The 22,279-nt window shown below is 64.6% G+C and carries 23 protein-coding genes; 11 read left to right on the top strand and 12 right to left on the bottom strand.

Going from position 1 to position 22,279, the window contains the following annotated elements; all coding sequences use genetic code 11:
- Nucleotides 1-16: 16 nt before the first annotated feature.
- From AC1D09_RS07935 to AC1D09_RS07915, 5 genes are all read left to right on the top strand, one after another.
- Nucleotides 17-1,009 carry a DnaJ C-terminal domain-containing protein gene (locus AC1D09_RS07935; RefSeq protein WP_477663010.1) on the top strand — a complete coding sequence of 331 codons (993 nt, stop codon included), beginning with the start codon at nt 17-19 and terminating at the stop codon, nt 1,007-1,009.
- Nucleotides 1,006-1,320, top strand: a complete 315-nt coding sequence (locus AC1D09_RS07930; RefSeq protein ID WP_477663009.1) for a chaperone modulator CbpM — start codon at nt 1,006-1,008, stop codon at nt 1,318-1,320. Before AC1D09_RS07935 ends, AC1D09_RS07930 begins: the two co-directional genes overlap by 4 nt.
- 35 nt (nt 1,321-1,355) lie before the next feature.
- The gene (locus tag AC1D09_RS07925; RefSeq protein WP_477663008.1) at nt 1,356-2,456 is read left to right on the top strand and encodes a DNA alkylation repair protein; all 1,101 of its coding nucleotides are present in this window, start codon (nt 1,356-1,358) and stop codon (nt 2,454-2,456) included.
- Between the two features lie 119 nt (nt 2,457-2,575).
- Entirely contained in the window at nt 2,576-3,079 is a 504-nt protein-coding gene (locus tag AC1D09_RS07920) for a CreA family protein (RefSeq protein WP_477663007.1), read from the top strand.
- A gap of 20 nt (nt 3,080-3,099) precedes the next feature.
- Entirely contained in the window at nt 3,100-4,089 is a 990-nt protein-coding gene (locus AC1D09_RS07915) for an energy transducer TonB (protein WP_477663006.1), read from the top strand.
- Nucleotides 4,090-4,180: 91 nt separating this feature from the next.
- On the opposite strand, the gene AC1D09_RS07910 is transcribed toward AC1D09_RS07915, so the two are convergent.
- Nucleotides 4,181-4,489 carry a plasmid stabilization protein gene (locus AC1D09_RS07910; RefSeq protein ID WP_477663005.1) on the bottom strand — a complete coding sequence of 103 codons (309 nt, stop codon included), beginning with the start codon at nt 4,487-4,489 and terminating at the stop codon, nt 4,181-4,183.
- Nucleotides 4,490-4,700: 211 nt separating this feature from the next.
- Between AC1D09_RS07910 and AC1D09_RS07905 the strand changes: the two genes are divergently transcribed.
- Complete coding sequence (locus tag AC1D09_RS07905; protein WP_074575234.1) at nt 4,701-5,414, top strand: YebC/PmpR family DNA-binding transcriptional regulator; 714 nt, start codon at nt 4,701-4,703, stop codon at nt 5,412-5,414.
- A 15-nt stretch (nt 5,415-5,429) separates the two neighbouring features.
- On the opposite strand, the gene AC1D09_RS07900 is transcribed toward AC1D09_RS07905, so the two are convergent.
- From AC1D09_RS07900 to AC1D09_RS07885, 4 genes are all read right to left on the bottom strand, one after another.
- Complete coding sequence (locus AC1D09_RS07900; RefSeq protein WP_477663004.1) at nt 5,430-5,771, bottom strand: hypothetical protein; 342 nt, start codon at nt 5,769-5,771, stop codon at nt 5,430-5,432.
- Nucleotides 5,768-6,610 carry a hypothetical protein gene (locus tag AC1D09_RS07895; RefSeq protein ID WP_477663003.1) on the bottom strand — a complete coding sequence of 281 codons (843 nt, stop codon included), beginning with the start codon at nt 6,608-6,610 and terminating at the stop codon, nt 5,768-5,770. The genes AC1D09_RS07900 and AC1D09_RS07895 overlap by 4 nt, the downstream gene beginning before the upstream one ends.
- Before the next feature lie 172 nt (nt 6,611-6,782).
- Nucleotides 6,783-9,383: an ATP-dependent chaperone ClpB gene (gene clpB, locus AC1D09_RS07890; RefSeq protein WP_477663002.1), complete on the bottom strand. Its 2,601-nt coding sequence runs from the start codon at nt 9,381-9,383 to the stop codon at nt 6,783-6,785.
- A 75-nt stretch (nt 9,384-9,458) separates the two neighbouring features.
- Complete coding sequence (locus tag AC1D09_RS07885) at nt 9,459-10,217, bottom strand: TetR/AcrR family transcriptional regulator (RefSeq protein WP_477663001.1); 759 nt, start codon at nt 10,215-10,217, stop codon at nt 9,459-9,461.
- A 128-nt stretch (nt 10,218-10,345) separates the two neighbouring features.
- On the opposite strand from AC1D09_RS07885, the gene AC1D09_RS07880 reads away from it, so the two are divergent.
- The gene (locus AC1D09_RS07880; RefSeq protein WP_477663000.1) at nt 10,346-11,251 is read left to right on the top strand and encodes an aminotransferase class IV; all 906 of its coding nucleotides are present in this window, start codon (nt 10,346-10,348) and stop codon (nt 11,249-11,251) included.
- A 3-nt stretch (nt 11,252-11,254) separates the two neighbouring features.
- Here the strand turns inward: AC1D09_RS07880 and AC1D09_RS07875 are convergent, their stop codons facing one another.
- Nucleotides 11,255-11,731: a molybdenum cofactor biosynthesis protein MoaE gene (locus tag AC1D09_RS07875; RefSeq protein ID WP_477662999.1), complete on the bottom strand. Its 477-nt coding sequence runs from the start codon at nt 11,729-11,731 to the stop codon at nt 11,255-11,257.
- A gap of 286 nt (nt 11,732-12,017) precedes the next feature.
- Between AC1D09_RS07875 and dapA the strand changes: the two genes are divergently transcribed.
- Nucleotides 12,018-12,923, top strand: coding sequence for a 4-hydroxy-tetrahydrodipicolinate synthase (gene dapA / locus AC1D09_RS07870; protein ID WP_477662998.1), 906 nt, complete (start codon nt 12,018-12,020; stop codon nt 12,921-12,923).
- A gap of 10 nt (nt 12,924-12,933) precedes the next feature.
- On the opposite strand, the gene AC1D09_RS07865 is transcribed toward dapA, so the two are convergent.
- From AC1D09_RS07865 to AC1D09_RS07840, 6 genes are all read right to left on the bottom strand, one after another.
- A complete protein-coding gene (locus AC1D09_RS07865; RefSeq protein ID WP_074575242.1) occupies nt 12,934-13,185 on the bottom strand; it encodes a MoaD/ThiS family protein in 252 nt (83 codons plus the stop codon).
- 22 nt (nt 13,186-13,207) lie between these two features.
- Nucleotides 13,208-14,470, bottom strand: coding sequence for a molybdopterin molybdotransferase MoeA (locus AC1D09_RS07860; RefSeq protein WP_477662997.1), 1,263 nt, complete (start codon nt 14,468-14,470; stop codon nt 13,208-13,210).
- Between the two features lie 71 nt (nt 14,471-14,541).
- Nucleotides 14,542-15,090 (bottom strand): molybdopterin-guanine dinucleotide biosynthesis protein B, encoded by a 549-nt coding sequence (gene mobB, locus AC1D09_RS07855; protein WP_477662996.1) that lies wholly within the window; start codon nt 15,088-15,090, stop codon nt 14,542-14,544.
- Between the two features lie 33 nt (nt 15,091-15,123).
- Nucleotides 15,124-16,539 (bottom strand): threonine synthase, encoded by a 1,416-nt coding sequence (thrC, locus tag AC1D09_RS07850; RefSeq protein ID WP_477662995.1) that lies wholly within the window; start codon nt 16,537-16,539, stop codon nt 15,124-15,126.
- On the bottom strand, nt 16,539-17,861 hold the full coding sequence (locus AC1D09_RS07845; protein ID WP_477663017.1) for a homoserine dehydrogenase: 1,323 nt from the start codon (nt 17,859-17,861) through the stop codon (nt 16,539-16,541). The genes thrC and AC1D09_RS07845 overlap by 1 nt, the downstream gene beginning before the upstream one ends.
- 98 nt (nt 17,862-17,959) lie before the next feature.
- On the bottom strand, nt 17,960-19,183 hold the full coding sequence (locus tag AC1D09_RS07840) for a pyridoxal phosphate-dependent aminotransferase (RefSeq protein WP_477662994.1): 1,224 nt from the start codon (nt 19,181-19,183) through the stop codon (nt 17,960-17,962).
- A 200-nt stretch (nt 19,184-19,383) separates the two neighbouring features.
- Here AC1D09_RS07840 and AC1D09_RS07835 point away from each other — a divergent pair, with 200 nt between their 5' ends.
- The 3 genes from AC1D09_RS07835 (at nt 19,384) to AC1D09_RS07825 (ending at nt 22,230) form a co-directional block, all read left to right on the top strand.
- Nucleotides 19,384-19,782: an Mth938-like domain-containing protein gene (locus tag AC1D09_RS07835; RefSeq protein ID WP_477662993.1), complete on the top strand. Its 399-nt coding sequence runs from the start codon at nt 19,384-19,386 to the stop codon at nt 19,780-19,782.
- 123 nt (nt 19,783-19,905) lie between these two features.
- On the top strand, nt 19,906-20,382 hold the full coding sequence (locus AC1D09_RS07830; protein WP_007867029.1) for a peroxiredoxin: 477 nt from the start codon (nt 19,906-19,908) through the stop codon (nt 20,380-20,382).
- A gap of 168 nt (nt 20,383-20,550) precedes the next feature.
- Nucleotides 20,551-22,230, top strand: a complete 1,680-nt coding sequence (locus AC1D09_RS07825; protein WP_477662992.1) for a PhoH family protein — start codon at nt 20,551-20,553, stop codon at nt 22,228-22,230.
- Nucleotides 22,231-22,279: the final 49 nt, after the last annotated feature.

Below are 22,279 nucleotides of genomic sequence, written 5' to 3'. Positions count from 1 at the left end.
CTGATGAAAGTGTTTCATGGAATTCAAGGATTACTACAAGGTCATGGGCGTGGAGCGCGACGCCACGCCCGATGAGATCAAAAAAGCCCATCGCAAGCTGGCGCGCAAATACCACCCGGACGTCAGCAAGGAAAAAAACGCCGAGGCGCGCTTCAAGGAAATCGCCGAAGCCTACGAGGTGCTGCGCGACCCTGAAAAGCGCGCCGCCTACGACCAGTTGGGCGCTGACTACCAGGCCGGGCAGGACTTCCGTCCGCCGCCGGGCTGGAACCCGGGGCGGGCTTCGGGCGGCGCCGCCGGCGGCCACTTTGGCGGTGCCGAAGGTTTTGACCACAGCGATTTTTTCGACGCCATCTTCCGCGGCATGGGCGGCGAGCCGCAAGCCCGGGGCGGCTTTGGCGGCATGCGCGGCGGCCACGGCTTTGACATGCACGGCCAGGACCAGCACGCCAAAATCCAGATCGACATCGGCGACTCGTACAGCGGCGCAACGCGCAAGCTGCAGCTGCGCATGCCGGTGGAGGACGAAACCAGCGTGACGATGCAGGACCGGACCATCGAATTCGTGATTCCCAAGGGCATACGCGCCGGCCAGCACATCCGCCTGGCGGGCCAGGGTGCGCCCGGCATCGGCAAGGGCAGCGCCGGCGACCTCTACCTGGACGTCGAATTCCTGCCGCATGCCCTGTACCGCGCCGAAAGCCACGACGTCTACATGACCCTGCCCGTCGCGCCCTGGGAGGCCGCGCTGGGCGCCGAGGTGGAAGCGCCCACGCCCACGGGCGAGGTGGAGCTGAAAATCCCGCCGGGCTCGGCCAGCGGGCGCAAGCTCAGGCTCAAGGGGCGTGGGCTGCCGGCCAAGACGCCCGGGGACTTTTATTTTGTGCTGCAGGTCGTCCTGCCGGCCGCCGACACGGAGGCGGCAAAGAAAGCGTATGAAAACATGGCGGCGACGTTCAAGGCCTTCAGGCCGCGCGCCGGCCTGCAAAACCCCGGAGGCAAGGCATGAACACCCCCACTCGCTACCTCGCCGGTTTCATCTTGGAAGAGCAGGAGGAACTCACGCTCGACGACCTCTGCCGGGCTTGCGCCGCGCAGTCGGAACTCATCATGGACCTGGTGCAGGAAGGCGTACTCGCGCCCCTGGGCCCGGCGCCTGAGGTCTGGCGCTTCACCGGCGTGCACCTGCACCGCGCCACGGTGGCCGTGCGCCTGCAGCGTGACCTGGGCGTGAATCCGGCCGGCGCGGCCTTGGCACTGGAGCTGATGGACGAACTGGACAGCCTGCGCGCGCAGCTAAGCCGGCTGGAAAACCTTTAAGCCAGGAAAAGCGCGCGGTGGCAGAATCGGTCGCCATGCCCGACACCGCCGCGCCCGCCCTCAAAAACATCTTCGATCCCGCGCGCTACCGCCACATCGCGGCGCAGACCGCGGCGGTTTACCCGCGTTTTGACGGCAAGCAATTCCTGGCACTGGCGCTGCCCGGACTGGACGCGCTGTCGCTGATGCAGCGCCTGCGGCGCACCAGCGAATGCCTGCACGCCACGCTGCCCACCGACTACCGCAAAAGCATCGCCATACTGCGCAAGCTCGCGCCGCGCATCAACAGCGGCTTTGTGACCCTGGTGCTGCCGGACTATGTGGGCCTGTACGGGCGCGAGGACTTTGACACCTCCATGGAGGCGCTCAAATTTTTCACCGCCTTCGGCAGCTCGGAGTTCGCCATCCGCGAGTTCATCCGCCAGGACCCCGAGCGCACGCTGGCCGTGATGAAAACCTGGGCCAAGGACCAGAGCGAGCATGTGCGGCGCCTGGCCAGCGAAGGCAGCCGCCCTCGCCTGCCCTGGTCTTTCAGGCTGGAGGCCTTGATGGCCGACCCTGAGCTGGCCGCGCCCATCCTGGAGGCGCTCAAGGCCGACGGCAGCCTCTATGTGCGCAAGTCGGTGGCCAACCACCTCAACGACATCACCAAGCTGCACCCCGAGTGGGTGCTGGGGCGCCTGAAAAGCTGGCCGCTGGAGAACCCGCATACCGCGTGGGTCGCGCGGCATGCGCTGCGCACGCTGATCAAGCGGGGCGACAAACAGGCGCTGGGCGTGATTGGCGCGGGCAAAAAGGCGGCCGTCAGCATCAGCGGATTTTCCGTCTGCCCGAAAAAACTCAGCCTGGGCGAGCGGCTGGAGCTGTCGTTCACGCTGCAGTCCACCTCGCGCCAGAGCCAGCGCCTGGTGGTGGACTACGCCATCCACTACGTCAAAAAGGCCGGCAGCAGCTCGGCCAAGGTCTTCAAGCTCAAGGAACTGGACCTGGCGCCGGGCCAGAGCCTGCGCCTTTCGCGCAGCCAGGTGGTGCGCGACTTCACGACACGCGTGCACCATGCGGGCCGCCATGAAGTGGACATCATGGTCAATGGCGAGCGCCTCGCCAGCGGCTTTTTTGAGCTTTTGAAGCCTTGAGCTGACATTTGCTTGCCCTTCTTGCACAGGGGCGGTTTGCACGGCGTGCGGGTTTTGTACATTAGAAACCCGGGCCGCGCGAGCCCACAGCATCCAACACATACCAGGAGGGATATCCCATGAGCACCCAATACCTACGGCACCTGCGCCCCGCATTCAGCACGCTGGGCCTGCTGCTGCTCCTGTCCGCCTGCGGAGGCGCGGGCGGCGAGGAAATCGGCGCGGTGGACACCGTGTTCAAGTTCATAGGCCCGGACCACAAGATCGTGGTCGACGCCTATGACGACCCCAAGGTCGCCGGCGTCACCTGTTATGTGTCGCGCGCCAAGACCGGCGGCCTCAAAGGCGCGTTCGGCCTGGCCGAGGACAAGGCCGAGGCCTCCATCGCCTGCCGGCAGACCGGCGTCATCAGCTTTGGCGACAAGCCACTGGACAAGCAGGAAGAAATGTTCAGCGAGCGCATCTCGCTGGTCTTCAAGAGGCTGCGCGTGGTGCGCATGATAGACACCAAACGCAACACGCTGGTCTACCTGACCTATTCGGACCGTGTCATAGAAGGCTCGCCGCAAAACAGCGTCACGGCCGTTCCGGTGCCGGCCGGTACCGTGATCCCGGTCAAGTAGGCCTGACTTGCGCCCCAGCCGTGAAACTTCTTTCCCACCCAATCCTGGTTTCCACGCTGTGCCTGGCCTTCTGCCAGGCCGCCCACGGGCAGTTCCCTGACGAGAACCAGCAAGTACGCCAGTTGCTGGACCTAAAGATCCAGAGGGGCCTGTTTATCGCCGGCGACAATGCATCGAGCTCACCACAGGTACCCGCAAGCGCGGCCGACTGCAGCCCCGATCGTGTGCCCGATGCGACGCTCGACACGCTGCGGGAGATTGCCTTTCGCTGCGCACACGTGCGGGAGACCTATATACCGGCCGTGGCCAGGCTCAGTTCACTGCCGCTGCCTGGGGTTCCCTCTATCGCACTCCAGAAAAAGCCGGAAGCCGGCCAGGCCTTGAGCGCAAGGCTGGAGGCCGACGTATTTTTCAACATCTTTGACGCCTACCCCCCGCCCACTGCTTTCGAAAAACTCGCCGAGCTGATTGCCGCGATCAACAAATCCTCGGCCGTGAACTCGGTCACGCTGATCACAGGCACCGACAGCCTGGAAAGCCTGCTCCCCTGGTCCGACAGCTTGGCGCAGGCGCGCGGCCACCTTGTACATCGCTACCTGCTGGAAGCGGGACTTGACCCGAGCATTCCTGTCGCCACGCGCTCGCGGCTGCAAGCCGGTGCGGACAGCGCGGATGGTCGAGCCAGAGACCGGGTTGTTGAAATCAAGATCGGCACGACGAAAGCAGGCTTGCCGTACCTGGCGGCAGCACAAAGCTACGGGGCAAAAATCTCGGCGGCCATCAAGTCGCATATCGTCCTGACGGGTCCCATCCAGGGAAATCCCACTACCCAGGTGCAACTGCGTCTCGCCGACGACGGCCGCATAGTGGAAACAAAACTGGTGGCATCGAGTGGGATTCAGGCGTGGGATGAGGCGGTATTGAGAGCCTTGCAGAAAGTATCAATCATGCCGCGGGACGCAAACGGAATAGTCCCGAGCCAGATGATTCTTCACCTTCGGCCCTACTGAGGCTCACTGCGGTCGCCCCCCGAACGGCTTCGCGCAGCAGCGTCGCGGCCGTTCCGGTCAAGTAAGCCGGGCGCTTGATCGGCTTATTAGCCTATTTCGAAGCGGCGTTGCGCTTGCGCGTCGCCGCAGCCTTTCTGGCCGAAGCCGAGCGCTCGGCCGCGCTGCGTGACGCAGCCGCCGCGCCGCCCAGCCGCCCGCCCTTGCGCGAAGGCGCATGGTTTTCCGCCTTGCCGCGACCCGAGCCGGACTTCTTGCCGCCGCCGGTTTCCTTGTTCACCGTGGCCCAGGCGCGCCTCTCGGCTTCTTCCTGGCCGACGCCGCGGTCCTCATAGCCTTCCTCGATGTGCTCCGCCTTGCGCTTTTGCTTGTCGGTATAGGCCGATTTGTCACCTCTTGGCATGTCAGCTCCTTTCATGTTGACAAGTGTCCAACTTAGCGCCGCGCCACCGGCACTCTGGCGGAAAGCGACTGAAATTCGCGTCGGTGCCGTCCTACTGTCCCGGCCGCGCCGTATGGGTGTATAACCGGAGACCCCCCCGGTCCCGCGGCGTGTGATTTACGCCTTGCCGCAGGGCCCACCCCGGATACAACAACAGCAAGGAAGAACAGACATGGGCGCGCAGTGGAAAGCAAAAGGCAAGGAACTGGCCGCGAATGCCAGGGGCCGCTTGTTCGGCAAACTGGCCAAGGAAATCATGGTGGCGGCGCGCAACGGCGCGGACCCGGCCTCGAACGCGCGCCTGCGCCTGGTGGTGGAGCAGGCCCGCAAGGTCTCCATGCCCAAGGACACCCTGGAGCGGGCCATCAAGAAAGGCGCCGGCCTGACCGGCGACACCGTGCATTTCGAGCATGTGATTTATGAAGGCTTCGCGCCGCACCGCGTGCCCCTCATGGTCGAATGCCTGACCGACAACCTCAACCGCACGGCCTCGGAAATCCGCGTGCTGTTCCGCAAGGGGCACCTGGGCACCTCGGGCTCGGTCTCCTGGGACTTCGACCACGTCGGCATGATTGAAGCCGAGCCGCAAGTTGCCGGCGCCGACCCCGAACTTGCCGCGATTGAAGCGGGTGCCCAGGACTTTGAGCCTGGCCATGAAGAAGGCACGACAACCTTTCTGACCGACCACGCCGACCTGGACATCGTGAGCCGCGCCCTGCCCGCGCAAGGCTTTACCGTGCTGTCGGCCAAGCTGGGCTACAAGGCCAAAAACCCCATCAGCCCGGCCAGCCTGAGCGCCGCCGAACTCGAAGAAGTCGAAGCCTTCCTGGCGGCCGTCGATGCCAACGATGACGTGCAGAACATCTTTGTGGGCCTGGGCGACTGAACCAGCTACTGCCGTCTAGTTCGCGGGCACCTCATAACGGGGCCGTATCCGGGTTTTCTGCACGACGCCTGCCGGCGTGAACAGGACCACAAACTCGGCGCCCGGTATTTCGCTTTTGGGAGGCTTCTCCCGGTAAGCCCAGACTTCGTAGCCGCTGTCAAAGCGGACCACAGTGGCGGGGCCCAGCGCGGCGCTGACCTCGGCTTTGCTGCTGGTTCCGGGGATCACCATGGCCTGCGCGCCCTGCATGGACAGCTGGCTGTCGCGAAAAGGCGGGCGCGTTTCCTCAGGCGTGGCCGCGCAGCCCGCCAGCACCGCCAGGCCGATGCAGGCCAGCAGCTTGCCCGGCACCATCATCCGCCCTCCATGTAGTCAAACTCGACCAGCGTGTCGTCTGGCCAGCTGCGGTCGCCCAGCGGCAGGAAGTAGGTGCGGTCCACCAGCACTTCGCAGTCGCAGTCGGGCAGGTCCTTGTCCAGCTTGGGGTCGTCGCTCGCGGCGGCGTACAGCATGGCCAGGGGCAGGACTTCCCGGCGCGCGCCGGCCGCCAGTGTGACGCTGAACAGCGGGCGCTCGGAAAAGAACAGGTAGAGCGGCACTTTTTTGTCGCAATAGGCCGGCGTGTCGAACACCGCGCCGGCAATGCGGTCCACCACACCGCCGCTGCGTGAGACCAGGCCGGCCTCCATGCCCACCCTGCATTCCAGCCGCAAATCGCCCAGGCGCCGCGTGCCCGGCGGCAGGCCAGGCGTGCGGATCTCGGTGCGCCAGGTCATGCTTTGCGCCTTGCGGTTGGGAATGACCTGCGCATCCTCGGCAAAGGCCTTGGCGTCGCGCGGCAGGCTGAAAGTCCGGTCGGGCGCGATGGCCACGGGAAAGTCCATGGTCGTGCCTATCACTTCGATGGCAATCGCGTTCATATTGGTCTCGCGCCGGCGCGGCAGCAGCTTGAAGCGCAGCGAGGCATTGGGCGCCAGGCTTTTTTCACGCTCAAAGAGATCCATGCCGCGAATCATTTTCCGGTAGGACTTCTCGACCGGGTCGCTGTTGGCCTTGGCGCTGACCGTCACCGGCCGAAGGGTGCGCACCCCCGGGTCCGGGGTGTCAGTGGCCTGGGCACCGGCCTGCGAGCCCGCAGCCAGGACCGCCGCCAGGCAGGCGGTGCGCAGCGCGGCGCGGGCAAGGCGGTTGGGCATGGCGTATCCAGTGGGTAGACGCCCATGGTAGGCCGCGCAGGGCGGCGCAGCTGTAGGACGATTCCAGCATTTCCCCCATGGCACAGACGTAAAAAAACCCGCCCCGGCGCGAGCCAGGGCGGGTTGTGAGGCTCACCATGAAAACGGTGGCCCGGAGCCTGTCAACAGGCCTCTAGTGAACCGTCGATTCAAACCTGAACACACCCGGCTCGCGGATAGGGTCCACGTCCACCGGTATCGTGCTCTTGGGCGGGAAACGCCCTTCCAGCAGCAGCTTGCTCAGCGGGTTCTCGATGCGCTGCTGGATGGCGCGCTTGAGCGGCCTGGCGCCGAACACCGGGTCGAAGCCGACCTTGGCGAGCTCGGCGATCGCCGCTTCCGACACGTCCAGCGTGAGGTCCATCTTCTGCAGCCGGGCGATGAGCACCTTGAGCTGTATGCGGGCGATGGACTCGATGTTCTTCGCATCCAGCGCGTGGAACACCACGGTCTCGTCAATCCGGTTCAGGAACTCCGGCCGGAAATAGTTCTTGAGCTCATCGGTCACCGCGTCCTTGATCTCTTCCGTCGGCTTGCCGACCATGGACTGGATGATGGGCGAGCCGATGTTGCTGGTCATGACGATCACGGTGTTCTTGAAGTCCACCGTGCGGCCCTGGCCGTCCGTCAGGCGCCCGTCGTCCAGCACCTGCAGCAGCACATTGAACACGTCGGGGTGGGCTTTTTCGACCTCGTCGAGCAGCAGCACGCTGTATGGCTTGCGGCGCACGGCCTCGGTCAGGTAGCCGCCCTCCTCATAGCCCACGTAACCCGGAGGCGCGCCTATCAGGCGGGCCACCGAATGCTTTTCCATGAATTCGCTCATGTCGACGCGTATCAGGTGGTCTTCACTGTCGAACAGGAAGCCGGCCAGCGCCTTGCACAGCTCGGTCTTGCCCACGCCCGTGGGGCCCAGGAACAGGAAGGAGCCGGTTGGGCGGTTCGGGTCACTCAGGCCCGAGCGCGAGCGGCGTATGGCATTGGCCACCGCGCTGATGGCCTCGTCCTGGCCGACCACGCGTTCGTGCAGCTTGCCTTCCATCTGCAGCAGCTTGTCGCGCTCGCCCTGCATGAGTTTGCTGACCGGGATGCCGGTGGCGCGCGCCACGACCTCGGCGATCTCTTCAGCGCCGACCTGGGTGCGCAGCAGCGTGGGCGCGTTGGACTTGCCCTTGCTGGCTTCGCTGTCCTGCGCTTCCTTCAGGCGTTTTTCAAGTTCGGGCAGCTTGCCGTATTGCAGCTCGGCAACCTTGTTGAAGTCGCCCTTGCGGGTGAATTCCTCGATCTGGAAGCGGATGCGGTCGATTTCCTCCATGACGTCCTTGGAACCCAGCGCCTGGGCTTTTTCGGCCTGCCAGATTTCGTCGAGGTCGGAGATCTCTTTTTGCAGTTTGGCGATTTCCTCTTCGATGAGCTCGAAGCGTTTTTGCGAGGCCTCGTCTTTTTCGCGGCGCACGGCTTCGCGCTCGATTTGCAGCTGGATCAGGCGGCGGTCGAGCTTGTCCATGACCTCGGGCTTGGAGTCCATCTCGATCTTGATCTTGGCCGCGGCTTCGTCGATCAGGTCTATGGCCTTGTCGGGCAGGAAGCGGTCGGTGATGTAGCGGTGGCTCAGTTCGGCCGCGGCCACGATGGCCGGGTCGGTGATCTGCACGCCGTGGTGCGCTTCGTATTTTTCCTGCAGGCCGCGCAGGATGGCAATGGTGGCCTCCACCGTGGGCTCGCCGACCAGGATTTTCTGGAAGCGGCGCTCCAGCGCGGCGTCTTTTTCGATGTACTTGCGGTATTCGTCGAGTGTGGTGGCGCCCACGCAGTGCAGTTCGCCGCGCGCGAGAGCGGGCTTGAGCATATTGCCGGCGTCCATCGCGCCTTCGGCCTTGCCGGCGCCCACCATGGTGTGCAACTCGTCGATGAAGACGATGGTCTGGCCTTCATCCTTGGCCAGTTCATTGAGCACGGATTTCAGGCGCTCTTCAAACTCGCCGCGAAACTTGGCGCCGGCCAGCAGCGCGGCCATGTCGAGCGAGAGCACGCGCTTGCCCTTGAGGGAGTCGGGCACTTCGCCGGCCACGATGCGCTGGGCCAGGCCTTCGACGATGGCGGTCTTGCCGACGCCGGGCTCGCCGATCAGCACGGGGTTGTTTTTGGTGCGGCGCTGCAGCACCTGGATGGCGCGGCGGATTTCATCGTCGCGGCCTATGACCGGATCCAGCTTGCCCAGGCGGGCGCGCTCGGTCAGGTCCATGCAGTATTTTTTGAGGGCTTCGCGCTGGCCTTCGGCGTCGGCGCTGTTCACGCCCTGGCCGCCGCGTACCGCGTCAATCGCGGCCTCAAGTGCTTTGCGGGTCAGGCCGTTCTCTTTGGCCAGGCGGCCGACGTCGCTTTTGCTGTCGGCCACGGCCAGCAAAAAGAGCTCACCGGCGATGAACTGGTCATTGCGTTTGATGGCTTCTTTTTCGGTGGCCTGCAGCAGCTTGGCAAGCTCGGAGCCGACCTGGATCTGGTCCTGGCCCTGCACCTGGGGCAGCTTTTTGACGGCGGCGTCGGCAGCCTGCGTGAGGCCGCCCACGTTGACGCCAGCCTTTTCCAGCAGCGCGCGCGGGCCATCGTCCTGGCGCAGCATGGCGGCCAGCAGGTGAACCGGCTCGATGTAGCCGTTGTCATTGCCCAGCGCGAGGGATTGCGCGTCGCTCAGGGCTTCCTGGAACTTGGTCGTGAGTTTGTCTTGTCGCATGGAGAGTGTTCCCAATGGTTGATCCCTACAGACATTGGGGGTATGGGCGCCTTTTCAAGGCCTGCCGGGGCCGCCCTAGGCCGTGGCCGCGCGGCGCAGGGCCTTGGCCCGCGACTCGACACCGCGCACGATCACGTCGACCCAGGCCTCGAAACCGCTGTCCAGCGGCTGGCCGTCTCCGCTGGACCAGCGCAGCACAAACGCCCGGTTCTGCATCGCGCCCAGGTGCCGCGCAAGCGCGGGCTGGCGGACGGCATCGACGCGGGCGATCTGGGCGCGGCAGGCACTTTCCCAGGCCTGGGCGTCTTCGGCCGGCGCGGTGGACAGCTCCATGGTGGCGAAACCACACATGGCGGCAAACACCACGTTGTAGGCATCGACCAGGTCGGCGCCGGCAAAACCGGCGTCTTCGAGCAACTGCACCAGGTGGTCCAGCATGGTGGCGTCGAAGGTCGCGTTGTAGATCAGTTCGCTGGCCACCAGGGGGGCCAGCCTGGGGTGGCGCCTGAGCACCTCGCGGTAGCGGCGCAGCAAGGCGGCCAACCTGTCCTGCCAGCGGCCCGTGACCAGGTCGTCGGCCACGCCGTTCATGGCCAGGGCCACCGCCCCCGAAATCAGCTCATTGCGGCTGGGCACATGCCAGTAAATCGCCGAGGGAAACACCTTGAGCGCCTGGGCCAGTTCGCGGATGTTGAAGGCCTGCGGACCCTGGCGGTCTATCAGCGCCAGCGCGGCCTGCAGGATGGACTCGCGGCTCAGCGCCGCGCCGCCCGCCGCGTCCCCGGTTTTGCGCGGGCGCCCGGCGCGGCGGGGTGGAGGCGGTTTGGTGGGCAAGGCGGTTTCCAGAAGCAGAAATAATGCGCCATTTTATGGCTTATTGAAAAGTGTTCAATTAATATTGAACTTCGTACAATTAATTCGCAAACTCCTCTTCCATCCCAAGTCAACCCAAGGAAAACCGCATGCGTGACGTCAAAACCAGTGAATTCGAGGGCGGCTGCGCCTTTGTCGAAGGCGAATTTGTGCCGCTGTCGGAAGCCAAGATATCCCTGTTTGACTGGGGTTTCACCCGCTCGGACGTGACCTATGACGTGGCCAGCACCTGGCAAGGCGCTTTTTTCCGGCTGGGCGACCATATCGAGCGCTTTTTCAACAGCATGGAAAAAATGCACCTGGCGATCCCCTACAGCCGCGGCGAGCTGCGGGACATCCTGCACGCCTGCGTGCGCGCCGGCGGCCTGCGGGACGCCTACGTCGCCATGGTCTGCACCCGCGGCGTACCGCCGCGCGGCGCGCGCGACCCGCGCCTGGCGCAGAACCGGTTTTACGCCTATGCCCTGCCCTATGTCTGGATCGCCTCGCGCGAAAAGCAGCTGGCCGGGCTGGACCTGCACATCAGCGACCGCCAGCGCATTCCGGCGGCCTCGGTGGACCCGACCGTCAAGAACTACCACTGGATGGACATGGTGCAGTCCATGTTCGATGCTTACGACCGTGGGCGCGACACCAGCTGCGTGGTGGACGCTGCCGGCAACATCACCGAAGGCCCGGGCTTTAACGTGTTCATGGCCAAGGATGGCACCGTGTACACGGCCGACCAGGGCGTGCTCCAGGGGATTTCGCGGCGCACCGCGATGGAGCTGTGCGCGCGCCTGGGCATCCCGCTGAAGACCGGACCGGTGCCTGCCGCGCTGCTACGCAGTGCCGACGAGGTGTTTTTAAGCTCGACCGGCGGCGGCATTTTGCCGATCGCCAAGCTCGATGGCGTGCCGCTGCCGCAGTTCCCCGGCCCCATCACGACACGGCTGTATGAGGCCTACTGGGCGATTCATGACGAGGCGGCGTACCGGGACCCGGTCAGCTACTGAGCGTCAGGCGTTGGATGCGCGTATGCCCCATTTGGCCAGAGCCGCGTCATCGGCCACACGCGCATCGACCCAGCGCGCGCCCTCTGGCGTTTGTTCTTTTTTCCAGAACGGCGCCTGGGTCTTGAGGTAGTCCATCAGGAACTCGCAGGCCCTGAAGCTTTCGCCGCGGTGCGCGGAGGTCACGGCCACCATCACCACTTGGTCCAGCGGCTGCAGCAGGCCGACGCGGTGGATCACACGCGCGCCGAAGATGTCAAAGCGCGCCATGGCCTCGTCGATCATGGCCTCTATGGATTTTTCGGTCATGCCGGGGTAGTGCTCCAGCTCCATGCTGCTGACGCTCAGGCCGTCATTGCGGTCGCGAACCGTGCCGGTGAAGGTGCAGACGGCACCCACCCGCTTGTCGCCGGCGCGCAGTGCGGCCACCTCCTCGGCGAGGTTGAAGTCAGCTGTGGTGATCAGGACGCGCGGTGAAGCCATAGTGGCAATTTTGCCACTCGCCCACCCGCAAAGCCGCCGCCTACGGTAAGATTTGCCGCATGACTGGCCACACCCACCGCTTCGCCACCCGGACGCACGACAGCGCCCGCGGCCTTGTGGCGTGCGCCAGCAAATCGAAAAAACCGTTGCTCATTTGACCGGGGCTGCGGTTCCGTCGTCGAATGAGCGATGGAACCGCCGGTTACTTTTCAAGTCTTTTGCGGACACCCTTCTCTTGTTCTGATGGCGGCCTTTCAAGCCGGTCAGTTTTTTGGGATGTGTCTTTATGCAAACAGCGCTCAGTGCCAACCCGGCCGATCAGGCCAACACCGATTTCTCGGGTCTCTGGATCCCTCTTGTCACCCCGTTTGACCAGGACAAGGTCGACCATAGCGCACTCAAGCGCCTGGTGGCGCACTACAAGGGCAGCGGCATCGCCGGGCTGGTGGTCTGCGGCTCCACCGGTGAAGCCGCCGCGCTGGACGAGGACGAGCAGCTGGCAACGCTGCAAACCGTGATGGCCGAGGCCCCCGGCCTGCCGGTGGTCATGGGCCTGTCGGGCTACCACCTGGGCAAGACGGCCGATCGCATCAAGGCCCTGGGCACACTGGGCCTGGCTGGCATCCTGCTGCCGGCGCCCAGCTATATACGGCCTTCACAGGCCGGGCTGATCGAATGGTTTACCGCCCTGGCCGACGTGAGCGCCGTGCCGGTGATCCTGTATGACATTCCCTACCGCACGGGCAGCCGCCTGGAGCTTGAGACCATTTTGGCGCTGGCCGATCACCCGCGCATCCAGGCGCTCAAGGACTGCGGCGGCGACCCGGCCAAAACGCGGGCGCTGATTGCCGATGGGCGCTTGCAGGTGCTGGCGGGCGAGGATGTGAATATTTTCGCGACCGCTGCGCAGGGCGGCCGGGGCGCGATTGCGGCGGCGGCTCATCTGCACACCGAACGTTTTGTGGAGGTGCTGCGGCGCATCCAGGCGGGCGACCTGGCGGGGGCCGAGGCCTTGTGGGCGCCGCTGCAGCCGCTGATTGAGAGCCTGTTCGCCGAGCCCAACCCCGGGCCGCTCAAAGCCGTCCTGGCCGGGCAAGGCCTGCTTCGCAATGAGCTGCGCAGCCCGATGACACGGGCCTCCGCCGAACTGGCCGAGCGCCTGCAGGGGCTGGATGCGCTGCTGGCCGCCTGAAGGGGCGGGATCAGCCGCCGGTCACAGGCGGAAAGAAAGCGACTTCGCAGCCTTCGCTGAGGGCGGCCGTTTCATCGCACATGACCTGGTTGAGCGCCATGCGCACCGACCTGCCGCGCGCCAGGCTGGCGGCGTGCGCGGGCGTGGCCGCGAGCAGCTCGTCGCGCAGGGCCGCCAGCGTGGTGGCGCGGGTATCACGCAGCTCGCTGCCCTGCCCTATGGCTTCGCGGATGGAGGCAAAGTATTTGACGGTGACTTTCATGGGAAGGCCTTGATGCGGCGCGTCAGGCCATCAGCGCCGAAAACGGGATGAACCGCACCATGTCGCCATGGGCAATCGCCTGGCCGGCCGGGTTGTCGATCAAGCCGTCGCCCCAGACTGCCGAGGTCAGCACGCCCGAGCTCTGGTTGCCGAACAGCTCCAGCCCACCGGCGGTATTGCGCCTGGCGCGCAAAAACTCGCGGCGCTTGTCGGCTTTGGGCCAGTCGAAATGCGCGGGCAATGCGATGGGGCTGGGGGCCACCTCGGCCGCGCCCTGCAGCTTGAGCAGGAAAGGCCGCACCAGCATCAGAAAGGTCACAAAGCTGGACACCGGGTTGCCCGGCAGGCCGATGAAATGCGCGCCGCCTAGCTTGCCGTAGGCGAAGGGCTTGCCGGGCTTCATGGCGATCTGCCAGAGGGCGAGTTCGCCCAGCGCCTGCACGGCCGGCTTGATGTGGTCTTCCTCGCCGACGGACACGCCGCCGCTGGTGAGGATCAGGTCGTGCGCCTGGCTCGCGCCCTTGAGCGCGGCGATGGTGGCGTCCAGCCGGTCGGGCACGATGCCGAGGTCGGTCACCGTGCAGCCCAGGCGCAGCAGCAAGGCGCGCAAAAAGAACCGGTTGGAGTTGTAGATGGCGCCGGGCTTCATGTCGGCCGGCGCAACCTCACCAGGCATGACGAGTTCATCGCCGGTCGAGAACAAGGCCACACGTACCCGGGGCGCGACCTGCAGTTTGTCAAAGCCTATGCTGGCGGCCAGGCCCAGCGAGGCGGGCGAGAGGCGTTCACCGCGGCGCAGCACCACCGCGCCGGCGGCTACGTCTTCGCCGCGACGGCGAATCCATTGGCCGGGTTTCGGCTGGGCCTTGATGCGCACGCCCTCATCCACGGCCTCGCAGTCTTCCTGCATGACCACGGCATCGGCGCCGGGTGGAATGGGTGCGCCGGTGAAGATGCGCGCCGCCGAGGCCGGCGCCAGGGCATGGCCGCTGCTGCCGGCCGGAATGCGCTGGCCGACCCGCAGCACAGCGCCTTCGGCCCAGTCGGCTGCGCGCACGGCATAACCGTCCATGGAGCTGTTGTCGTGCGCCGGCACGTCGAGGCTGGAGAGCAGGTCCTGCGCCAGCACGCGGCCGTCCGCGTCAAAAGTGGAGACCGCCTCAACACCGTGCAGCGGCGCGGCGCGGGCCAGCAGCTCGGCCAGCGCCTGGTCCAGCGGCTTCAGGGGCGCGCGGCCGGGCTGGGGCACAGGGTTGGCGGGCGTGGCGGTGGAGGCAGAACTCATCGTCGGGGTGTCCGGAACAAGGGCATGAACAGAACAAAGCTGGCTGGCTTGGGGCTGGCCTTTACCCAGGCCTAGCCGAAGCGGTCTTCGAAGGAATAGGCAAAGCGTTCCTGATTGTTGACCAGGTACTCGGCCACGGCATCGCCATCGTTCAAATCCAGCACAGGGCGCAAGGTTGCCTGGGGCAACTGGCCGGGGGCGTCGGTGGCGATGGCGACGATGAAATCGTCGTCCATGTAGAGGCAGGGCTTGCCGGCGTATTCGGCTGAAGGGCCGCGCCAGACCTCGATCTTGAGCAGGTCGCTGCTCTTGAAGCCTTCGACCAGCACCCAGTCCACACCGCCGTAAAGCTCGGCGATCAGCTGGTGTACCGTCATCTCGGCCGGCTTTTCAAACTCGCGCATCAGCGCCATCCGATTTTGCGAAGCCACCACCACCTCAAAGGCGCCGGCCACGCGGTGGCGGAAGGTGTCCTTGCCGGGATGGTCGATGTCGAATTTGTGGTGAGCATGCTTGACCACCGACACGCGCAGGCCGCGCGCCTTGAGCGCGGGGATCAGCTTTTCGACCAGCGTGGTCTTGCCCGAACCGGAGTAGCCGGCGAAGCCGATGACGTTCATGGCCGGGCTTTCCAGGCGGGGCCGCGGCCCGGATCAATGCACATGGTCGGCGATGTAGCGCTTGATCACGGCCGCATCGGCGGGCAGCAGCTTGACGCGCTTGGGCAGGTCCTCCATGCCTTCGAACTTGGCGGGCCGCTCGGGCACATGGCCCAGCGCCTCTTCAATCGTGGCCGCGAACTTGATGGGCAGCGCGGTCTCCAGCACGACCATGGGCACGCCAGGCTGAAGCTGCTCGCGCGCCACCTTCACGCCGTCGGCGGTGTGCGTGTCTATGGTGATGGCGAAGCGCTTGTGGGTGTCGCGAATCGTCGCGAGCCGGTCCGCATGGATGCTCTTGCCGCTCACAAAGCCGTAGCGCTGCGCGGCCGACTTGAAGGCCGGCTCGGCGCCGAGGTCAAAGCGGCCCTGGCTGCCGAGCTGGTCGTGGAACAAGGCCCTGGTCTTGGCGCCGTCGCGGCCCAGCAGGTCGAACACAAAGCGCTCGAAGTTCGAGGCCTTGGAAATGTCCATGGAGGGGCTGGAGGTCTCGTGCGTGTCGGCGCTGCTGCGCACGCGGTAGACGCCGGTGCGAAAGAACTCGTCGAGCACGTCGTTTTCATTGGTAGCCACCACCAGCTTGCCTATGGGCAGGCCCATCATGCGGGCCACATGGCCGGCGCAGACATTGCCGAAGTTGCCGGAAGGGACGGTGAAATCGACCTTGGCGGTGTTGCTGTTCGTGGCCTGGAAGTAACCGGCGAAGTAGTAGACCACCTGCGCCATGAGGCGCGCCCAGTTGATGGAGTTGACGGTGCCGATCTTGTACTGGCGCTTGAAGGCCAGGTCGTTGGACACGGCCTTGACGATGTCCTGGCAGTCGTCGAACACGCCTTCGATCGCGATGTTGTGGATGTTCTCGTCCTGCAGGCTGAACATCTGCGCTTGCTGGAAGGGGCTCATGCGGCCGTTCGGCGAGGTCATGAAAACGCGCACGCCTTTTTTGCCGCGCATCGCGTATTCGGCCGCGCTACCGGTATCGCCGCTGGTGGCGCCCAGGATGTTGAGCTCTTCGCCGCGGCGCACCAGCTCGTATTCGAACAGGTTGCCCAGCAATTGCATGGCCATGTCCTTGAAGGCCAGCGTGGGGCCGTTGGACAGGGCTTCAAGGTAGAGGCCGCCCTCGAGCTTCTTCAGCGGGACGATGGCTTTTGTGCCGAAGACCTCTTCGGTGTAGGTCTTGCGGCAGATCGCCCGGAGGTCGGCGGCGGGAATGTCGTCGACATACAGCGAGAGGATTTCGAAAGCCAGGTCGGCATAGGCCAGGCCGCGCCATCCGGCCAGCGTCGCCTCGTCAACCTGGGGGTAGCTTTCAGGCAGGTAGAGACCACCGTCCGGCGCCAGGCCCTCGAGCAGGATCTCGCAAAAGCGCTTGCGGTCGGCGTGGCCGCGGGTGGAGAGGTACTGCATCAGGCCAGCTCCTCCTTGCGGATGCGCGTGATGGGCGCCAGCACCGTGGGCAGCCCCTGCATTTGCGCCAGGGCGTTGTTCATCTTCGCTTCCACGCAGTCGTGCGTGAGGATGATGAGGTCGGTGTGGGTGGAACCCTCGCCGCCCACTTCATCGGCTTCGCGCTGCAGCACGGCGTCTATGCTGATGCCCGCGCTCGCCAGGATGCCAGTGACCTTGGCCAGAACGCCGGCCTCGTCGGCGACTTTCAGGCGCAGGTAGTAGCTGGTGACGACCTCGGACATGGGTACCACGGGCAGGTCGCTCATGGCGTCTGGCTGGAAGGCCAGGTGCGGCACGCGGTGCTCGGGGTCGGCCGTGTGCAGGCGGGCGATGTCCACCAGGTCGGCGATCACGGCGCTGGCGGTGGGCTCGCTGCCCGCGCCCTTGCCGTAGTACAGCGTGGTGCCGACGGCGTCGCCCTGCACCACCACGGCATTCATCGCGCCTTCGACGTTGGCGATCAGGCGTTTGGCCGGCACCAGGCTGGGATGCACGCGCAGCTCGATGCCGTTGGCGGCGCGCTTGGTGATGCCCAGCAGCTTGATGCGGTAGCCGAGCTGCTCGGCATAGCGGATGTCCTGCGCGGCCAGGCCGGTGATGCCTTCGACGTAAGCCTTGTCGAACTGCACCGGGATGCCGAAGGCGATGGCCGACATCAGGGTGACCTTGTGGCCGGCGTCCACGCCTTCGATGTCGAAGGTGGGATCGGCCTCGGCGTAGCCCAGGCGCTGCGCTTCTTTCAGCACGGCGTCGAAGTCCAGGCCCTTGTCGCGCATCTCGGACAGGATGAAATTGGTCGTGCCGTTGATGATGCCGGCGATCCACTGGATGCTGTTGGCGGTCAAGCCTTCGCGCAGCGCCTTGATGATGGGGATGCCGCCGGCGACGGCCGCCTCAAACGCCACCATCACGCCCTTGCGGTGGGCCGCCGCGAAAATCTCGGTGCCGTGCACGGCCAGCAGCGCCTTGTTGGCGGTGACCACGTGCTTGCCGGCCTCAATGGCTTCCAGCACCAGTTGTTTGGCAATGCCGTAGCCGCCTATGAGCTCGATCACGATGTCGACGTCGGGGCTGGCCACGACCTTGCGCGCGTCGTCCACCACCTGCACACCCGCGCCGACGGCCGCCTTGGCGCGCGCCACGTCAAGGTCGGCGACCATGGTGATTTCAATGCCCCGGCCGGCACGGCGGCGGATTTCTTCCTGGTTGCGCTGCAATACGTTGTAGGTGCCGCTGCCCACGGTGCCTATGCCCAGAAGGCCTACGCGGATGGGGCTCAAATTCGTCGGTTTCATAGTCGCTCGGGTCTTGCTTTACGTTGATCTTGGATGCCCGCACCCCAAGGGGTGCGAAAAAAGGAGAGGGGCCGAATACAGGGTCAAATTCGGTTGTTGCGGTAGTTCTCGAGGAACTTCGCAATGCGGCCTATGGCTTCGCGCAGGTCTTCCTCATGCGGCAGGAAGACGATGCGGAAGTGGTCAGGCTCGGCCCAGTTAAAGCCCGTGCCCTGCACCAGCATGACCTTGGTCTCCTTGAGGAGTTCCAGGAAGAACTGGCGATCGTCCTTGATCGGGTAGACCTCGGGATCCAGCCGCGGGAACATGTAGAGCGCGGCGCTGGGTTTGACACAGGTGACGCCGGGAATGGCGGTGATGAGTTCATAGGCCATGTCGCGCTGGCGGCGCAGGCGCCCGCCCTCGCAGGTCAGGTCGTTGATGCTCTGGTAGCCGCCCAGCGCGGTCTGTATGGCCCACTGGCCCGGCACGTTGGAGCACAGCTTCATGTTGGCCAGCATGTTCAGGCCTTCGATGTAGTCCTGCGCCTGCTTCTTGGGGCCGGACACCACCAGCCAGCCGGCGCGGTAGCCGCAGGAGCGGTAGCTTTTGGACAGCGAATTGAAGGTCAGCGTGAGCACGTCGGTCGACAGGCTGGCAATCGCCGTGTGCTTGACGCCGTCGTAGAGCACCTTGTCGTAGACCTCGTCGGCGAGGATGACCAGGCCGTGCTCGCGCGCGATGCCGATGATGCCCTTGAGCAGCTCGTCGGAATACAGCGCGCCCGTGGGGTTGTTGGGGTTGATGACCACGATGGCCTTGGTCTTGGGCGTGATCCTGGCGCGGATGTCGTCCAGGTTGGGCATCCAGCCATTGCCTTCATCGCAGCGGTAATGCACCGGCGTGCCGCCCGAAAGGCTGGTGGAGGCGGTCCACAGCGGGTAGTCTGGCGCTGGCAACAGCAGCTCGTCGCCGTCGTCGAGCAAGGCGTTGGTCGCCATGGAGATCAGCTCGCTCGCGCCGTTGCCCAGGTAGATGTCGTCCAGCGTGACGCCCTTGATGCCCTGTTTCTGGGTTTCGTGCATCACGGCCTTGCGCGCCGCAAAAATGCCCTTGCTGTCCGAATAACCGGCCGAGGCGGGCAGGTTGCGGATCATGTCCTGCTGGACTTCCTCGGGCGCGTCAAAACCGAACACCGCGAGGTTGCCGATATTGAGCTTGATGAGCTTCTGGCCCTCTTCCTCCATCTGCTTGGCGGCGTCCATGATCGGGCCGCGGATGTCGTACAGCACATTGGCAAGCTTGGCGGATTTGTTGATCGGTTTCATGAAACGTTAGGAAGACTTTGGACGGAGGCCGCGCCGCTCACCCTGCCGCCAACCGGGGCGATACGGCGCATTGCGGCGTGGAATTCGGGCGGAATCTATAATTTGACCACATAAAAGAGGCTTTTCGCTGGCAAAACAGCCGCGCACAAGCCCTCCGCGCACAGCCGCGCCACACCTCACAACGCCCGGACCCTTTCCGCATGAAACTTCAGCCAGACCGCCTCGATGTCCAGTCCATCCTCGGCTACGGCCCCGGCTGGGTGGGCCTGGGCCGCGAGGGTGTGGCCGAAAAAATCGAGCACAGCGTCGTGATCGGCTCGCGCGGCGAGAAATTCGACTGGAACTGCGCACGCTTTGAGCAGCTCACCGCCGAGCATTTCGCCCGGCTGGCCGAAACCCGGCCCGAACTCGTGATTTTCGGCAGCGGCGCCCGCCTGCGCTTTGTGCCCCCCGCGTTTCTGCGCGCCCTGATGGAGCAACGCATAGGCGTTGAAACCATGGATACGCTCGCCGCCTGCCGCACCTACAACATCCTCGCGGGTGAAGGCCGCCAGGTGATTGCCGCCTTGCTGATTGAAACAGAAGGAACAGAAGCCTGAAATGACCTCTCTTTCAGGGTAAAATCTAGGGTTGCACTTGGCACCACATCCCGGGATGACGTCCCGGGTCGGTTGTCAAAAGGCGCGGCCAATTACAACTACTTTCGTCAGGGTCTACTCAGTATGGCAGTCGTCGTCAATAAACCACTCCCCGAATTTGAAGCGATCGCCACCGGCGGCATCAAGGTTTCCAACCAGTCCCACCTCGGCAAAGTCGTGGTGCTGTACTTCTATCCCAAGGACAACACGCCTGGCTGCACCACCGAAGCCATGCAGTTCCGTGACCGCTACAAGGACTTCGTGAAGGCCGGCGCGACGGTCTTCGGCGTCTCCCGCGACAACATGAAATCCCACGACGAGTTCAAGTCCAAGCTTGAACTGCCGTTCGAGCTGATTGCGGACACCGAAGAAAAAATGTGCCACATGTTCGGCGTGGTCAAGAACAAGATCATGTACGGCAAAAAGGTCAAAGGCATTGAGCGCAGCACCTTCCTGGTGGGCGCCGACGGCCTGCTCAAAGAGGAATGGCGCGGCCTGAAAGTGCCCGGCCATGTGGACGACGTGCTCAAGGCCGTCAAAGCCCTCAAAAAAGCCGCCTGAAACCCCACTGAGGCCAGTTAGCAACAAAGGATTGCCCTGTCACTTGAGTTGTGCATAATGAACTCATGCTGTTGACCTTCGCAACTGCGCCAAAAGAAAAAGCCGCCCTGGTTTCAAGGCGGCTTTTTCGCTTCTGGAACCCCTCTTTTTTAGAGAGTTTTAAGCACTATGCCCCTCCCCCCCGCCCCGACCAAACGTGCCGCCCTGCTCTCGCCTGATGCGCTCGACGCGCCCGCCCGCTCGCCTTCGAAAGTCGCCCGGAAAACGGAGCGCACCGAATCCGCCCAGAAACCCCCGGTAATGGACCTGTTTGACAGCCGCGCGGCAGGAGAAGGCAGCCACCCGGTGGCATTCAAAGGCAAAGAACCTTCCAACCCGGACAGAACCCCCGCGAACAGCCGTAAAAAAGAGAGCATTGCCCTGCCCGAGCCGGCCAAGCCGAAAAAACCCAAACGCACGGGCCCGGCCAAGCTGTTCGTGCTGGACACCAATGTGCTGATGCACGACCCGATGTGCCTGTTCCGCTTCGAGGAACATGACATCTTCCTGCCCATGATCGTGCTCGAAGAGCTCGATGGCCACAAAAAGGGCATGACCGAGGTGGCGCGCAATGCCCGCCAGACCAGCCGCACGCTGGACGCGCTGGCGGGCGCCCAGGGCGCCGATATCGGCAAGGGCCTGAAGCTGGACACCACCGGCCACCCCGAAGCGGGCGGCAGCCTGTTTTTCCAGACCAAACCGCTGGATTACACGCTGCCCATGAGCCTGCCGCAGGGCAAGGCCGACAACCAGATCCTGGGCGTGGTGGAGGCCCTGCGCAAGGAATATGCGCCCCGCGAGGTGGTCCTGGTGTCCAAGGACATCAATATGCGTGTCAAGGCACGTGCCCTGGGCCTGGCGACCGACGACTACCAGAACGACAAAACCCTGGAAGACGGCGACCTGCTGTATTCCGGTTCGCTGGCCCTGCCGGCGGACTTCTGGACGCGCCAGAGCAAGACCATCGAGAGCTGGCAACAAGGCAGCCACACCTTCTACCGCATCACCGGCCCCATCGTGGGCAGCCTGCTGATCAACCAGTTCGTGTTCTTTGAGGCCCCCGGCGAGCCGCCGCTGTATGCCCGTGTGACGGAAATCCGGGCCAAAACCGCGGTACTCAAGACCCTGAAGGACTACAACCACCTCAAAAACGCCGTCTGGGGCGTCACCACGCGCAACCGCGAGCAGAATTTCGCCATGAACCTGCTGATGGACCCGGAAGTGGACTTCGTCACGCTGGCGGGCACGGCGGGCACCGGAAAGACGCTGATGGCGCTGGCCAGCGGCCTCACGCAGGTGCTTGACGACCGGCGCTACACCGAAATCATCATGACGCGGGCCACGGTCAGCGTTGGCGAGGACATCGGCTTCCTGCCGGGCACCGAAGAGGAAAAAATGGGCCCCTGGATGGGCGCGCTGGACGACAACCTCGAAGTGCTGGGCAAGACCGACAGCGGCTCCGGCGAATGGGGCCGCGCTGCCACCAACGAACTGATCCGTTCGCGTATCAAGGTCAAAAGCATGAACTTCATGCGCGGCCGCACCTTCCTGAACAAGTACGTCATCATCGACGAGGCGCAAAACCTGACGCCCAAACAGATGAAAACGCTGATCACACGGGCCGGCCCGGGCACCAAGATCATCTGCATGGGCAACCTGGCGCAGATTGACACACCCTACCTGACCGAAGGCTCCTCGGGCATGACCTTTGCCGTCGACCGCTTCAAAGGCTGGCCGCATGGCGGGCACATCACGCTGGCACGCGGCGAGCGTTCGCGCCTGGCTGATTTCGCGAGCGAAGTGCTCTGAGCCCAGGAAAAACAGCGCCCCAATGAAAAAAGGCCAAGTCGCAAGACTT

Source organism: Polaromonas sp. P1_A2 (assembly GCF_056406895.1).
Note: the sequence above shows the minus strand (reverse complement) of the source record. Positions and strands in the feature narration are given on the sequence as shown.